The organism is Actinomadura sp. WAC 06369, assembly GCF_003947565.1.
Lineage (GTDB): Bacteria > Actinomycetota > Actinomycetes > Streptosporangiales > Streptosporangiaceae > Spirillospora > Spirillospora rifamycini.
Genome location: NZ_QHJN01000187.1, coordinates 1 through 14,138, shown reverse-complemented (window position 1 = coordinate 14,138; position 14,138 = coordinate 1). Strand labels below are relative to the sequence as shown.

General features: G+C 73.9%; 17 protein-coding genes. 9 read left to right on the top strand and 8 right to left on the bottom strand.

Annotation, left to right across the window (positions count from 1 at the left end; all coding sequences use genetic code 11):
- From DMH08_RS33695 to DMH08_RS33680, 4 genes are all read right to left on the bottom strand, one after another.
- A partial coding sequence (locus tag DMH08_RS33695) for an SUKH-4 family immunity protein (protein WP_199748129.1) occupies positions 1-408 on the bottom strand: 408 nt, incomplete at its 3' end.
- A gap of 12 nt (positions 409-420) precedes the next feature.
- Positions 421-2,469, bottom strand: a complete 2,049-nt coding sequence (locus DMH08_RS42515; RefSeq protein ID WP_125620088.1) for a hypothetical protein — start codon at positions 2,467-2,469, stop codon at positions 421-423.
- 66 nt (positions 2,470-2,535) lie between these two features.
- Complete coding sequence (locus tag DMH08_RS33685; protein ID WP_125620086.1) at positions 2,536-3,189, bottom strand: SUKH-4 family immunity protein; 654 nt, start codon at positions 3,187-3,189, stop codon at positions 2,536-2,538.
- A 21-nt stretch (positions 3,190-3,210) separates the two neighbouring features.
- Positions 3,211-3,888, bottom strand: coding sequence for a nucleic acid/nucleotide deaminase domain-containing protein (locus DMH08_RS33680; protein ID WP_125620085.1), 678 nt, complete (start codon positions 3,886-3,888; stop codon positions 3,211-3,213).
- 329 nt (positions 3,889-4,217) lie between these two features.
- Here DMH08_RS33680 and DMH08_RS33675 point away from each other — a divergent pair, with 329 nt between their 5' ends.
- From DMH08_RS33675 to DMH08_RS33645, 7 genes are all read left to right on the top strand, one after another.
- Complete coding sequence (locus DMH08_RS33675; RefSeq protein ID WP_026403503.1) at positions 4,218-4,550, top strand: WXG100 family type VII secretion target; 333 nt, start codon at positions 4,218-4,220, stop codon at positions 4,548-4,550.
- 235 nt (positions 4,551-4,785) lie between these two features.
- A complete protein-coding gene (locus tag DMH08_RS33670) occupies positions 4,786-5,211 on the top strand; it encodes a YbaB/EbfC family nucleoid-associated protein (protein ID WP_233617962.1) in 426 nt (141 codons plus the stop codon).
- Between the two features lie 30 nt (positions 5,212-5,241).
- Positions 5,242-5,733, top strand: a complete 492-nt coding sequence (locus DMH08_RS33665; RefSeq protein ID WP_125620083.1) for a WXG100-like domain-containing protein — start codon at positions 5,242-5,244, stop codon at positions 5,731-5,733.
- A gap of 97 nt (positions 5,734-5,830) precedes the next feature.
- On the top strand, positions 5,831-6,304 hold the full coding sequence (locus tag DMH08_RS33660) for a nuclear transport factor 2 family protein (RefSeq protein WP_125620081.1): 474 nt from the start codon (positions 5,831-5,833) through the stop codon (positions 6,302-6,304).
- A 124-nt stretch (positions 6,305-6,428) separates the two neighbouring features.
- Positions 6,429-7,691: a hypothetical protein gene (locus DMH08_RS33655; RefSeq protein ID WP_233617961.1), complete on the top strand. Its 1,263-nt coding sequence runs from the start codon at positions 6,429-6,431 to the stop codon at positions 7,689-7,691.
- Positions 7,691-8,488, top strand: a complete 798-nt coding sequence (locus tag DMH08_RS33650; RefSeq protein WP_051300954.1) for an SDR family oxidoreductase — start codon at positions 7,691-7,693, stop codon at positions 8,486-8,488. The genes DMH08_RS33655 and DMH08_RS33650 overlap by 1 nt, the downstream gene beginning before the upstream one ends.
- Positions 8,489-8,499: 11 nt before the next feature.
- Entirely contained in the window at positions 8,500-9,648 is a 1,149-nt protein-coding gene (locus DMH08_RS33645; protein ID WP_125620079.1) for a sulfotransferase family protein, read from the top strand.
- 18 nt (positions 9,649-9,666) lie between these two features.
- Here the strand turns inward: DMH08_RS33645 and DMH08_RS33640 are convergent, their stop codons facing one another.
- Positions 9,667-11,133, bottom strand: coding sequence for an FAD-dependent oxidoreductase (locus DMH08_RS33640; RefSeq protein WP_125620077.1), 1,467 nt, complete (start codon positions 11,131-11,133; stop codon positions 9,667-9,669).
- A 93-nt stretch (positions 11,134-11,226) separates the two neighbouring features.
- Here DMH08_RS33640 and DMH08_RS33635 point away from each other — a divergent pair, with 93 nt between their 5' ends.
- Positions 11,227-11,601, top strand: coding sequence for an ArsR/SmtB family transcription factor (locus DMH08_RS33635; RefSeq protein WP_125620075.1), 375 nt, complete (start codon positions 11,227-11,229; stop codon positions 11,599-11,601).
- Between the two features lie 12 nt (positions 11,602-11,613).
- Here DMH08_RS33635 and DMH08_RS33630 read toward each other — a convergent pair whose 3' ends face one another.
- On the bottom strand, positions 11,614-12,675 hold the full coding sequence (locus tag DMH08_RS33630) for a flavin-containing monooxygenase (protein ID WP_125620073.1): 1,062 nt from the start codon (positions 12,673-12,675) through the stop codon (positions 11,614-11,616).
- A 95-nt stretch (positions 12,676-12,770) separates the two neighbouring features.
- On the opposite strand from DMH08_RS33630, the gene DMH08_RS33625 reads away from it, so the two are divergent.
- Positions 12,771-13,133 (top strand): ArsR/SmtB family transcription factor, encoded by a 363-nt coding sequence (locus DMH08_RS33625; RefSeq protein ID WP_233617960.1) that lies wholly within the window; start codon positions 12,771-12,773, stop codon positions 13,131-13,133.
- Positions 13,134-13,172: 39 nt separating this feature from the next.
- On the opposite strand, the gene DMH08_RS33620 is transcribed toward DMH08_RS33625, so the two are convergent.
- Together DMH08_RS33620 and DMH08_RS33615 are read right to left on the bottom strand one after the other, a co-directional pair.
- Positions 13,173-13,601 carry an arsenate reductase ArsC gene (locus DMH08_RS33620; RefSeq protein ID WP_125620071.1) on the bottom strand — a complete coding sequence of 143 codons (429 nt, stop codon included), beginning with the start codon at positions 13,599-13,601 and terminating at the stop codon, positions 13,173-13,175.
- A 93-nt stretch (positions 13,602-13,694) separates the two neighbouring features.
- Positions 13,695-14,102, bottom strand: a complete 408-nt coding sequence (locus DMH08_RS33615) for an organic hydroperoxide resistance protein (RefSeq protein WP_125620069.1) — start codon at positions 14,100-14,102, stop codon at positions 13,695-13,697.
- Positions 14,103-14,138 lie beyond the last annotated feature (36 nt).

Genomic DNA, 14,138 nt, shown 5'->3' with positions numbered 1-14,138 from the left:
GGTGCGGAGGGCGGGAAGCGCGCGGTCGAGGGCGGCGAGGGAGTCGAGAAAGGCTTCGGCGGTGTCGTTGACGTGCAGGGGGGCGGCGTCGGTGGCGATGAAGACCGCCTGGACGGCGCCGGAGGGGCCGACGCAGATCTCCGCGCCCTGGTCGGTGCCGAGGCGGCACCAGGTGGAGAGCGTCGGGGAGAGGCGGCGGGCGTCGGTGGCCGTCGCGTGGTCGCCGAGGGTGAGGGATTCCCGGTCGGTCGCGGTGAAGTAGGGGCCGACCTGGAGGGGGACGCCCGCGGCGAGGGACGTGACGGAGGCGGGCGGGAGCGCCGTGCCGGCGAGCGCCCGGGGGGTGAGGGGCCGCAGGCCCTTCGGGCCGAACTGCTTCCGCAAGCGGGGTCCGAGGTCTTCCGTCATGGCGCCAGTCTTTCAGTTCGCGGGGGCGGTCGCGGCGGGACGGCCGGGGCGGAGCGCGACGACGCCGAAGGCGCCGCCGGTGTAGAGCGTTCCGTCCGGGGCGAGGGCGAGGGTGCGGACGGGGCGCCCGAAGGGGGCCAGCAGCATGTCCGGCTGGGACGAGCGCCAGAACCAGATCCAGCCGTCGACCCAGGCGGCGGCGAAGGCGGGGCCGTCCGGGAGGAGGGCGGAGGCCACGGCGGAGACGGCGGTGGGGCGCCGGGCGGCGGGCTGGTCGAGGAGGTCGGCGCCGATGTTCCACATGCGGACGGCGCCGTCCGAGCCGGCGAACACGGCGAGGCGGGCGTCGGGGGTGGTGAGGCAGGTGACGGCCTGGATCGGGCCGAAGGGGGTGTCGCACCGGTCGGTGTCGTCGGTGCCGGGGCGGACGGCGTGCAGGGCGCCGGAGCGGTCGCCGAGGACGATCGTGGAGGCGGCGGGGTCGGCGCCGAGGGCGCTGAGGGGCGCGTTGCCGGTGAGGCGGGCGAGGAGCGTGTCGTCCGGGTCCGGGCCGAGCAGGGCGAGGGCGCCGGACGAGTCGAGGCGCAGGAGCGTGCCGTCGGGGAGGGGGACGAGGCCCCGTGCGGTCTCGGGCTTGGCGGGCGTCCGGCCGAGGACGGTGCCGTCGCCGGCGGAGAACGTGTGGACGGGGCCGTCGATGCTCGCGCCGTGGAGGACGCCGGGTTCGGTGCCGAGGGCGAGGCTGGAGACGGTGCCCGGCCAGGTGTCGCCGGGACGGACGTTGCCCCAGGCGGGCACCCACGTGGCGTGCCGGGCGTAGTAGGCGAGGTGGGACGCGAGGGTGCCGTCGGCGAGGGAGAGGGCGCCGAGCCGGAGGACGGACGCGCGCTCGGCGGCGGAGTTCGCGGAGAGCAGGCCGGTGCCGACCGACAGCCAGGCGTCGGTGGCGGGGCCGGGGACCGCTTCGAGCGCGCCGGTCACGCCGATGGGTTCGGCGTGGACGAGGAAGCCCGCGTCGGCGAGGAGCTGCCGGGCGACGCCGGACTCGACGGCGTGGCGGGCGAGGTGCCGCAGGACGTAGCCGGACGCGCGGGACCAGTCGGGCCTGCCGCCGGCCTGCGGGACGGACGCGTACAGGCTCGCGCCGAGGGCCCGGTCGATGTGCGCGGTGACCTGGGGGGTGCGGGCGCGCCGGATGGCTTCGACGACGGGGCGGCAGCCGAGGAGGTAGCCGTCGCCGACGCGCTGGACGAGGGGCACGACGGCGGTGACGGCGGCGCGGGCGCGCTGCGGGTCGCCGGTGAGCGCGGTCGTCCAGCGGTACCAGGTGTCGGCGTCGAGGTCCTCGTAGGCGGACGCCAGGGCCTCCACGGCCGGCCATGCCTGCGGGTGGACGAGGCGGAGCCAGCGGCCCACGACGTCGTCGCCGGGGCCGGCGCGGAGGGCCAGTTCGGCGAGGCCGGCGTTCGGGTAGTACTGCGCGGCGGCCGCGGCGAGGCGGGGGTCGGCCCGCATGGCGGTGGCGGTGCGCCCGAGCCATGCGGTGAACGCGGCCCGGTCGGTGTACTGGGGGTCGTCCAGGCTGATCACGTCGGCGTGCGCGGTGAACGCGAGGTGTTCGGGACGCCCTTCGACGAGGAGGCGGACGTGGTGCAGGTCGGTCAGCGGCCGCAGCAGCCGTTCGACGATCTTCGTCGCTTCCGCGCCGTCGCAGAGGGTGCCGCTCTCGTCGAGGGACGGGGCGACGATCATCGTGCGCCGGGCGTCGGCGGCGAGGACGGCGAGCAGCCCTTCGGGCGTCTCGCCGGGGAGGCTGAGCTGTTCGGCGAGCGCCCAGGTGGCCGATGCGAGGGTCATGCCGCGGAGCGGGACGAACGCGTGGAAGCGCGCGGCGAACGCGTCGTCCGCCATCAGCTCGGCGATCAGGCGGCTCTTCCCGGAGGAGGGGGAGCCCGTCACCATGCACAGGGCGGGACGCAGGTGGTCCTGCGCCCATCGGCGGACGGTCGCCATGGCCGGGAGCCGGCCCGCGCCCACGTTGAGAGGCGCCTGGTTCGTCACGCTTTCCTTCCGAGATGGGGAGCGGTCTCAGCCGCCGGCCGGTTCGGTACCACGGTAGGGGTTCTTCTAGGCGGACCATCCTCCCTCGGAGATGTCGCGGAAGATCCACGCCCAGGGGCCCTCGCCGTCGTCCTCCCACGCCTCGTCGATCCCGTTGACGAACGGGGTGGGGTCGACGTCGTGGAGTTCGGCCGCCAGCGCGCGGGCCGCCGCCAGGTAGGCGTCCGCTTCGTCGCGGGGGTCGTCGGCGTCCCGCTCGATCGAGAGGGCGAATTCCCGGCTGTAGCGTTCGCGGTCCCGTTCGATCGCGTACATGTAGTAGGCGAGCGTGTCGACACCGCTGTGGACGGGCGTCAGGTCTTCGTCGTCGATTTCCGGGATGATCCAGACCTGCCCGGTCTCCCCGTTCAGGACGAGGAGTCCCAAACCGAAGATGCCGCCCAGGGAGAACCAGCGCTCGGGGTGTTCCGGCATGGTCCAGGTCCAGCCGTGGGGGCGGATTTCCTCCCACAGGGCGCCGAGGGTCTGCCAGCCGCCGTCGCCGATGTCGTCGATGTCGACCGCGCCGTTCCGCAGTGTCCTGGGAAGGCCCGTGCGGGAAAGGAAGTCACGGGTCTCCGGGTGCGTGATCTCGCCGGGGATCGATTCCGCGGCGGGTCGCAGGATCTCGGTCTCCGTGAAGGTGTCGCGCAGTGTTTCGAAGGTCAGTTCGGGTGCCATGCCGGTCCTCGGTGTCCAGTGCTACAACCGCCACGGTGAATTCGGGGCGAAGACGCTGTCCACCCACTCTTTCACGTCTTTCGTGGCCTGTCGATTGTTGTTGAGATTGCTGCCCGCCTGGTAGTCCGCCACATGGGCGACGTTCGCGGGATTATTGTAGGCCCCGCTGCCGTCCTGGTCCGCGGTATTTCGGAGGACCCATTGCGAGCATGATGGATTCTTGACGCAGGGGCCTCTTTCTGTCACCAGATCTTTAATATCCTCCTTGCGGACATTGTCGTCGAGGAGAAAGTTCGCGGCGAATCGTTCGGAGTGCACCCCGTCGCTGCGGGACACGAGAATCCGCTCGTCGCCGTTTCCGTCGATGTATCGGATGGCATTGTAGTTCACCCCGGGGTTGTCGTCGCCGGCGTTGAGGCGCGCCTTGGCGATGGCGTCGAGCATTTCGCGGTCGCGGGCGTCCAGGTTGGGGTCGTTCGGATCCACCTTGCGGCTCTGGACGCTCTGGCCGCCTCCGCCTCTCCGCTCGCGGCGCCACCGGGCCCGGGTGTTGCTGTCGATCGATTTCGGATCGAGAACGGCGACTTTCCCTTTGCGGTTCGGGACGACGAACAGTTTGCCGGCGACGTTTCCGAACACGCCGGCCGCTCTTCCGGTGCCGACGCCGAGCTTGTCGTTCCCTTTCCTCGGGGGGCTCATCCGCGGACGCCTCGAGCGGCGGTGCGCGCACGGAAGCGCGCGGTCCGCAGGGGGAGCGAAGGGTGCGGGCGCACGGCTTCGCGGTGCCCGGGGTCGGCATGCGGGGGGCTGGGGCGCAGTTGCGGTGCGGTACGGGTTTTCCGCCGGCTCAGTGGGATCACCCCTCAGGATTGAGTTGTTGGCCCGGGAGTATAAACAGGCGGTCTCCGGGGTCCGCGGGCGTGCGGCTTCGCGCGCGGAGACCTGCGGGACTGTTCCGGTGTTCGGCGGGCCGCGTATTCTGTTGCGGACGTCGGGAACGGTGCCGGATCACGGGATCGGGGCAGAGGATGACGGTAAACGGGTACGAGGTCCGTCCGGAGACGCTGCGCAGCGCGGCGAAGGCCCTGTCGGCGGCGGGCGACCGGCTCGACCAGGAGTGGTCGGGCCTGAAGTCGACGGTGCAGGGCATGGGGCAGCCGTGGGGCGCCGACGACATCGGCATGCTGATCGGGGAGTCCTATACCGCCATTGAGGCGCAGGCGGACGAGTCGTTCGCCGGGTCGGCCGAGGAACTGTCGGGCTTCGGCGAGAAGCTGATCGCGATGGCCGACAACCACGAGAAGGCCGAACAGCAGATGGTCGGCGAGGTCACGTCGATCTCGGCGGCGCTGAACGGCTGAGGCGTCCGGCGGGCGCGACCGTCCGGGGCCGGGCGGGACGCCGAAAGGCGCGCCGGCCGTGACCGGTGCCGTGAGACCGGTGCCGTGAGACCTATGCCGTGAGACCTATGCCATGACCGATGCCGTGACCGGCGCCATGACCGGTCGTTGCGGTGATTGACCGCCATATGTCGCACACGGGGCCTTCGGTGGTTAGGATCCTGCTCGATGGGCTGATCAAGGAAGGTGCGGTTCCGTGGACTCTGCGAGCAACGACCTCGACCGCATGCTGACCGAGGCCCGCAAGGCGCTGGAGTCGATGCGGCAGGGCAAGGCCGCGGCCGGGACGGGCGGCGCCGAGACCGTCGAGGGCGTCGGCGAGGCCGACGACGGCCGGGTCAAGGTCACCGCGGTGTCCGGCGGCCGGCTCAAGAAGGTCGAGATCAACCCGCGCGCGATGCGGCTGCCGGCGGAGGAACTGGGCGAGCACCTGGTGACGGCCGCGAACGCCGCGCTGGACGACCTGCGGAGCAACGCCGCCGACGCGGCGGGCCCGGCGGTGGACATCGACCGGCTGAACCAGCAGGTCGAGGAGATCCAGAACGAGAGCCTGCGCCAGATGACGATGATCAGCCAGGCGTTCAACGACGCCATCTCCAAGGCCGGCGGCGGCCGCAAGTGACCGTTCGGCGGCACGACCCGGTGAGGTGACATGGGACTGCAGCTTCCGGGCGAGCTGATCTCGCTGCTGGGCATGCTGGGCTACACCTGGCCCGAGGCGGACGAGACGAAGCTGTTCGACCTCGGGTCCACCTGGATGGAGTTCTCCGGGAAGGTCCGGAGCGTGGTGTCCGAGGCGGACGGCGCGGCGCAGCAGGTGATGTCGGCGAACAAGGGCGACGACATCGAGGCGTTCCGCAAGGCGTGGGGCGAGGAGGAGTCGCCGAAGTCGGTCCTGGAGGACGCCGCGACGGGCGCGACGCTCGTCGGCGCGGCGTTCTTCCTGTGCGCGGGCATCGTGCTCGCGTTGAAGATCAACGTCATCATCCAGCTGATCATGCTGGCGATCGCCATCGCGCAGGCGATCGCGACGGCCGTCGTGACGTTCGGGGCCTCGCTGGCGGAGATCCCGATCTTCAAGGAGATCGTCCGGCTCGCGATCGACCTGCTGATCGACCAGGCGATCAGCGCCCTCCTCGGCTGACCGGCCGACCGCCCCCCGCCCCCCTCCGCGGGCCGGCGCCGTCCGGGAAGTAGAACCTGTTATTGCTTAATCCGCGTGCGGCGAGCAGGCTGTGCACATGGATTTGGTCGCGCTGGAAGAGATCCGCCGGTTGAAGCACCGCTACCTGCGCTGCGTCGACCTCAAGCTGTGGGACGAGTTCGCCGAGGTCTTCACCCCGGACGCCGTCGCCGAGTACGACACCCCGGTGCTGGGCCGCACGCTGCGGCTGGAGGGGCGGGACGCCATCGTCGCGTACATGCGGAAGAACCTCGGGCCGGGGAGCATCACCACGCACACGGCGGGGCAGCCCGAGATCGACGTGGACGGCGATCGGGCCACCGGCATCTGGGCGCTGGACGACTCGGTCCTCATCCCCGAGGCGCGGCTGCTGATCCGGGGCGCGGCGCACTACACCGACGCCTACGTGCGCGGGGAGGACGGCCGGTGGCGGGTCGAGCGCACCGGGCACCGGCGCACCTACGAGTACACGGTGTCGCTGGACGACGTGCCGAGCCTGAAGATCACCACCCCGGCGCCGGGCGCCGCGTGACGCCGCCGTGCGGCCGCACCGCACGGACCCGTTGACCCCAGGTAGAACGCGTTCTAGTATCCGGCCTGCAGCCGATGATCCGCCGTGCGCCGGCGCGGGCCGTGCCGCCAACCCGAGGAGCCCGGTGACCACCGAACCGCCCCAGTCAGCCGAATCGCCCGCGCCCGCCCCGGGCGGCGCCGCCCCCGAGGACCCCGACCCGGACACCGCCGCCACCCGCGGGTTCGCCGCCGCGGTCGCCGAGGCGGAACGGGTGATCCGCGCCGCCCCGCACGTCCGGACCGACCAGGACCTCGCCGAGGGGCTCGACTACCTCGCCGGCAGCATCAAGGCGTCCCTGCACATGGTGGGCGCCTACCAGAAGGACTTCCCGTACTTCGCCGCGTCGACCGGCCCCTACAGCAAGCTGGGCCTCGACAACCCCGACACGCTCTACTTCCACGCCTACATCCGCGACGACGCCGAGTACGTGGTGACGGGCCGCCGCGGCACCACCGCCGACCTCAGCTTCCAGGTGATGAACGGCGACTACTCGCCGACCGCGTCGCCCGACAGCCTCACCGCCTTCGACGACCGCGAGCTGGACATCGGCCCGGACGGCGGGTACCGGGTGCGGTTCGGGCCGCCGCGCCCGGACGCGGGCCCGGGGTACTTCGCGCTCGCGCCCGGCTCGGCGATGCTGATCGTCCGCGAGGTGTTCGGCGACTGGGCGGCCGAGCGGCCCGGCGAGATCCGCATCCACCGCGCCGACACGCTCGGGACGTCCCCGCCGCCGGTGCCGGCCGCCGCGATGGCCCGCCGGTTCGACGTGGCGGGGCGGATGCTCGTGGCCCGGATCCGGACGTTCCTGGCGTTCCCCGAGTGGCACTACCTGCGGCTGCCAGTCAACACGCTGACCGAGCCGCGCCTCACCCCGGGCGGGCTCGCCACGCAGTACTCGTCCGTCGGGCACTACGACCTGGCGGACGACGAGGTCATGGTGATCACCGTGCCGGCCGCCGACAAGGCGGTCGCGCCCTACCAGGGCTTCCAGCTCGGGAGCATGTGGTATGTGTCGCTCGACTACATCAACCACCAGACGAGCCTCACCGCCGACCAGGCCCGCATCGACCCCGACGGCATGATCCGGTACGTCGTCGGCGAGCGCGATCCCGGCCTGGCGAACTGGATCGAGACCACCGGCCACCGGCGCGGCTACCTGCAGTTCCGCTGGCAGCGCCTCGCCCGCGACCTCACCCCGGCCGACGGCCCGTCCGTCGAGGTGATGCCGTTCGACGCGCTGCCCGACCGGCTGCCGTACCACGGGCACCAGCGCGTCCGCCCGGACGAGTGGCGCGACCGGATCGCGGCCCGGCAGACCGCCGTCGCGCGGCGGATGCTCGGCTGATGGCGGACCCGCTGCTCGCCGCGCCGCTCGCGGACCGGGTCGTCGTGGTGTCGGGCGTCGGCCCCGGCCTGGGCCGCGCCCTCGCCGTCCGCTGCGCGGCGGCGGGCGCCGACCTGGTGCTCGCCGCGCGGAACGGGGACCGCCTCGCCGAGGTCGCCGCGGACGTCGAGGGCCTCGGGCGCCGCGCGCTGGCCGTCCCGACCGACATCACCGACGCGGCGGCGTGCGCGCGGCTCGCCGACACCGCCCTGGAGGAGTTCGGGCGGGTCGACGGGCTGGTGAACAACGCGTTCGCGACGCCGCCGCTGGAGGACCTCGCGACGGTCGACCTGGACGCCGTCCGCGCGGGCTTCGAGACGAACGTGCTGGCCGCGCTGCGGCTCACCCGGCTGCTGGCGCCCGCGCTCGCCGACCGGGACGGCTCCGTCGTCATGATCAACTCGGCGGTGCTGCGGCACTCCCGCCGCACCTACGGCGCCTACAAGATGGCGAAGTCGGCGCTGCTGTCGATGGCGCAGAGCCTCGCCACCGAACTCGGGCCGCAGGGCGTCCGCGTCAACACCGTCGCCCCCGGCTACATCTGGGCGCCCAACCTGAAGTGGTACTTCAAGCAGCTCGCCCGCGCGCGGGACGTCCCGACGCGGACGGTCTACGAGGAGGCCGCCGCGACCACCGACCTGGGCCGGCTGCCCGAGCCCGACGAGATCGCCGACACCGTGATGTTCCTGCTGTCCCCGCTCGCCCGCGCCGTCACCGGGCAGTGCCTGGACGTCAACTGCGGCGAGTGGCACCACTGAGAGGAGCACCGATGGCGTCCGGACGCGCGACCCTCGGCACCGCCGAGGACCTGCACGCCTCCGCCCGCAAGATCACCGGCCTGGACGACTTCGGCGCCGACGACTACTCCGACGGCCTCGACGTGCTGCTCGACTCCTGCGCCCGCGAGGCGGCGCTCACCCCGGCCGGGAACAAGGCGCAGCGCGCCCTCCTGCGCGGCGCCCTCGCGGCCCGGCTGTGGTCGGAGGCCGCGTGGCGGCGGCACCCCGGGCACGCGGACGTCCCGCTCGACCGTCCGATCTTCGTCACCGGGCTGCCGCGCACCGGCACCACCGCGCTGCACCGGCTGCTCACCGCCGACCCCGCCCACCAGGGCCTCGAGGTGTGGCTGGCGGAGGTGCCGCAGCCGCGCCCGCCCCGCGGCGCGTGGGCGGACGACCCGGTCTACCGGGCGATCGACGAGAGCTACCGGCGGCACCACGTCGACAACCCCGAGTTCATGGGCGTCCACTACATCGCGGCGGACACCGTCGAGGAGTGCTGGCAGCTCCTCCGCCAGAGCATGCGGTCGATCTCGTTCGAGTGCCTCGCGCACGTCCCGTCCTACTCCGCCTGGCTCGCCGGGCAGGACTGGACGCCCGCGTACCGCAGGCACCGCCGCAACCTGCGGCTGATCGGGATGAACGACCCGGACCGGCGCTGGGTGCTGAAGAACCCGAGCCACCTGTTCGCCCTCGACGCGCTCCTCGAGGTCTACCCGGACGCGCTGATCGTGCAGACGCACCGGGAGCCGCGCACCGCGATGGCGTCCATGTGCAGCCTCGCCGCGCACGCCACCGCCGGCTGGTCGGACGCCTTCACCGGCGCGACGATCGGCCGCGACCAGCTCGACCTGTGGAGCCGGGGCCTCGCCGCGTTCCGCGCCGAGCGCGCCCGGCACGACCCCGCGCGGTTCGCGGACGTCCACTACGACGACTTCGTCCGCGACCCGATCGGGACGGTCGAGTCGGTCTACGCCCGCTTCGGCCTGCCGTTCGGCGACGATGCGCGGTCGGCGATGGAGCGTTTGCAGGCCGAGAGCACCGGCGGCGCCGCCCGCCCGTCGCACCGCTACTCCCTCGCCGACTTCGGCCTCACCCCGGAGGAGGTCGACGAGCGCTTCACCGGCCTCCTGCCGTAACCCGCGCGGACGGCGCCGTCAGCCGTCCGCCGGTCCGGGGGCGGCGATCCCGACGGCGACGGGTCCGGGTGCGCCGCAGCAGGACGAGGCGGGTTCGGCGCCGTCCGGCGGGGCGAGGTCGGTGGAGCAGACGCCGGTCTCGGGCAGGTCGAGGTGGACGGCGTCGGCGGCCTCGCGGTCCCCGGCGAGCGCGGCGGCGATGGAGCGGACCTGCTCGTACCCGGTGGCCATGAGGAACGTCGGGGCGCGGCCGTAGCTCTTCATCCCGGCCAGGTAGAAGCCGGTCTCGGGGTGGGCGAGGTCGCGCTCGCCGTGCGGCGGGACGGTGCCGCAGGAGTGGACGTTCGGGTCGATCATCGGCGCGAGCTTGACCGGGGCTTCGGTCGCCGGGTCGAGCTCCACGCGGACCTCGCGGAGCATGCCCAGGTCGGGGCGGAACCCGGTGGCGGCGACGATCGTGTCGGCGGTGAGGGTGCGCTCGCCGTCCGGGGCGGTGCCGGTCACGGCGACCGGGCCGTCGCCGTCCAGGCGGGTGACGGCGAAGCCGCGGACCAGCTCGATCCTCCCGGCCTCGACGGCCCCCCGGAGGCGGGTGCCGAGCGCGCCCCGGGCGGGGAGACCGTCCGCGTCGCCGCCCCCGTACAGGCGGGCGACGGAGTCGCCGCGGACGGCCCACGTGACGCGGGTGCCCGGCTCGGCGCCGGCGAGTTCGGCGAGGGCCAGCAGCGTGTTGGCGGCCGAGTGGCCCATGCCGACGACGAGGGCGCGCCGTCCGGCGAAGCGGTCGCGGTCGCGGCCGAGGACGTCGGGGAGCGGCCCGGTGATGTGCGCGGCGGCCGCGTCCTCGCCGGGCGCGGGCAGGCCGGAGTGCCCGAGCGGGTTGCGGCCGCCCCAGGTGCCGGACGCGTCGATGACGGCGCGGGCGTCGATGTCGCGGACCGTCCCGTCCGCCTCCCGGACCCGCACGAGCAGCGGGCGCTCGTCGCGGCCGACCGTCCGGGTGGCGTCCGCGCCGCGGCGGGAGACGGCGAGGACGCGGGCGCCGGTGCGGACGCGTCCGTCCAGCTCGGGCACGCGGGAGAGGGGGAGGAGGTAGCGGTCGACGAGTTCGGCGCCGGTGGGCAGGTGGTCGGGGTCGGGGAGCGACCAGCCGGTGGGCTCCAGCAGGCGGCGGGCGGCGGCGTCGGTGTCGTACCGCCACGGCGAGAACAGCCGGACGTGGCCCCAGTCGCGGACCGCCGCGCCGACCTCGCCGCCCGCTTCGAGCACGAGGAAGTCGAGGCCGCGTTCGGCCAGGTGCGCGGCGGCGGCCAGCCCGACCGGCCCGGCCCCGATCACCACGACCGGCGCGTCCGTCCGGCCGTCCGTGCAGCCGCAGCCGGCGTCGGCCTTGGCCTGCCGCGCGGTGACGGCCGGGTCGGCGGGGCGCTCGGCGCCGGTGCAGCAGGCGTGCACTCCGCAGCAGCCGCCGTCCTGGGTGCTCATCGGCTCGCTCCTTCGCGTCCCGAGGTTGATTCGACACTCGTCTAAACAGCTTCGAGTTTGCCTCGCTGGATCGATGGGTGTCAAATTAGATGTATGTCGAAATCGGGGGATGACCTGGACACCGCCGCCCGGGACTGCTGCGCCCCGCTCGGCGGCCCGCCCCTGGGCGAGGCCGACGCCGCGGAGCTGGCCGGGGTGTTCAAGGCGCTGGCCGACCCGGTCCGGCTCCGGCTGCTGAACATGATCGCGTCGGCCGCGGGCGGGGAGATCTGCGTGTGCGACCTGACCGGGGCGTTCGCGCAGTCCGCGCCCACGATCTCCCACCACCTCAAGGTGCTGCGCACGGCCGGTCTCATCGACGGCGAGCGGCGCGGGACGTGGGTCTACTACCGGGTCGTCGAGGACCGGCTGACCCGCCTGTCCGGCCTGTTCGCCGCGCCCGTCCCGTCCGGGGCCGGGGCCGCCTGACCGCTCACCCGCTCACCCGCGCGTCCGGGCGAGGAGCCGGGCCAGGACGTGGCGGGCGTCGGCGCCCACGCCCCGCAGCGTCGCCGAGGCGAACGACCGCTGCCACTCCAGCCCGACGTATCCCAGCCCCGGGTGGGTGGTCGAGACGCCGCCGCGATGGCGCGGCAGCCCGCCGTCGTCCAGGGCGCCGAGGCCGGCCAGATAGTCCACGCCGGGCCGGTAGCCCGTCGCCAGGAGCACCACGTCGACGTGCTCGCGCGTGCCGTCGTCCCAGACGACCTGATCACCGTCCAGGCGCGTGAACATCGGGCGGCGGTCGGGGTTGCCGGTCGCGATGGCGGCGCGGTAGGTGCCGGTGTCCATGACCGGGGTGCCCTTGCCGCCGGTCAGCAGCGGCCTGGCCCACCCGGCGGTGTCCAGGCCGGTGCGCCGCAGCCAGACGTGCACGTCCCGCCCGGCGATGCGCTGCGGCACGAAGCGCAGCGGGTGCCGGGTCGCCAGCGTGACGTCCGCGACCCCGGCCAGCTCGGCGCCGATCTGCACCGCCGAGTTGCCGCCGCCCGCGATCACGATCCGCTTCCCCGCGAACGGCTCGGGCCGCCGGTACTCGGACGAGTGCAGCACCGTCCCCGGGAAGGCGTCCAGGCCCGGCAGCGGCGGACGGTACGGGCGGCCGAACCCGCCGGAGGCCGCGACCACCAGCGGCGCCGCGACCTCCGCACCGCCGGCCGCGGCGACCCGCAGGCAGCGGCCGTCCGCCGCCACGCGCTCGACCCGCCGGCCCGTGCGGACGTCCGCGTCGAGCCGTCCCGCGTAGTCGGCCAGGTAGGCGACGACCTCGTCGCGGGTCGGGTAGCCGTCGGGGTCGCCGGGGAACGGGGCGCCGGGCAGGGCGCTGCGGGAGGCCGGGGAGAACAGGGTGAGGCTGTCGTAGTAGTGCCGCCAGGATCCGCCCGCCTCGCCGGACGCCTCCAGCACCAGCGGGTCGAGCCCGAGCGCGCGGGCGGCCCGCGCGGCGGCCAGCCCGGCCTGGCCGGCACCGATGATGACGACGGATGCGGTGTCGCTGCCCATGACCGCAAACATATTGTCATTTTCTTATATGTCAATATGACAATGCTCGACGTAGGATCGCGGCGACGGCGTGACGCGGGACGGAAGGGGGAGCGGTGGTCGAGCCGGTGCCCGCCGGGGACGCGGCGGAGTGCGGGGCGGAGCCGGTCCGGCTCGGGCCCGGCGCGCGGGAGTTCCTCAGGGCGCTCGCGAGCGAGCAGCGGCAGCAGATGCTCGAGCTGTTCACCGGCGGCGTCGAGATCACCGTGGGCGCGGTCGCCGAACGGCTCGGCATCGCGCAGCCGACGGCGTCCCAGCAGCTCGCCGTCCTGCGCCGGGGCGGGCTGCTCGCCTCCCGCCGGGTCGGCAAGCAGGTCCGCTACCGCATCGACTCCGCCGCCGTCGACGCCTCCCTCGCCGAGTTGCGGACGTACCTGCACGCCTGCTGCCCGCCGCCGGAGCCCGGACCGCCCGGCTGACGGTGCGGCTGACGGGGCGGGGCGCGGGCGGCGGCGCGGTCAGCGGCCGGTCAGTTCGGCGACCAGCGCCTCGACGCGCCTCCGGATCTCGTCGCGGATCGGCCGGACCGCCTCGACGCCCCGCCCGGCCGGGTCGTCGAGCGTCCAGTCGAGGTAGCGCCTGCCGGGGAACACGGGGCACGCGTCGCCGCAGCCCATGGTGATGACCACGTCGGACGCCCGCACCGCGTCGGCCGTCAGGACCCGGGGCGTCGCGGCGGAGACGTCGATGCCCTCCTCGGCCATCGCCGCCACCACCGCCGGGTTCACCCGGTCGGCCGGCTCGGACCCGGCGGAGCGCACCTCGACGGCGTCCCCGGCCAGGTGGGCGAGGTAGGCGGCCGCCATCTGCGACCGTCCGGCATTGTGCACGCACACGAACAGGACGCTCGGCCGCCCGCTGCCGGAGGTGTCGGGGGTGTCGGTCATGCGGGCCACTTTCCCATGGTGCGCGATCCGGCGAGCATGGATGCGCGCTGCCGGCGATCGGGATCGGGATCGGCGGAGCGCACCCGCGCGGGGTTACTCGATGACCAGGTCGACCGGGACGTTGCCGCGGGTGGCGTTGGAGTAGGGGCAGATCCGGTGTGCGCGCTCGACCAGGTCGCGGCCGTTCGCCAGGTCGTCGGGCAGTTCGACGCGCAGGACGACGGTGAGGCCGAAGCCCTTCTCGGCGTCCCCGCCGAGGCCGACCTCGGCGGTCACCGACACGTCGCGGACGTCCTGGCGGTTCTTGCGCGCGACGGCGCCGAGGGCGCTCGCGAAGCACGCCGCGTAGCCGGCGGCGAACAGCTGCTCGGGGTTGGTGCCGTCACCGCTGCCGCCCATCTCGCGCGGCGGGGCGAGGGACACGTCGAGGCGGCCGTCGGAGGTGACGGCGCGGCCGTCGCGGCCGTTGGCGGTGGCGACTGCGGTGTAGCGGACGTCCATGGGGGCGCTCCTTGCGTTGCGGGGGAACCGGTGGGC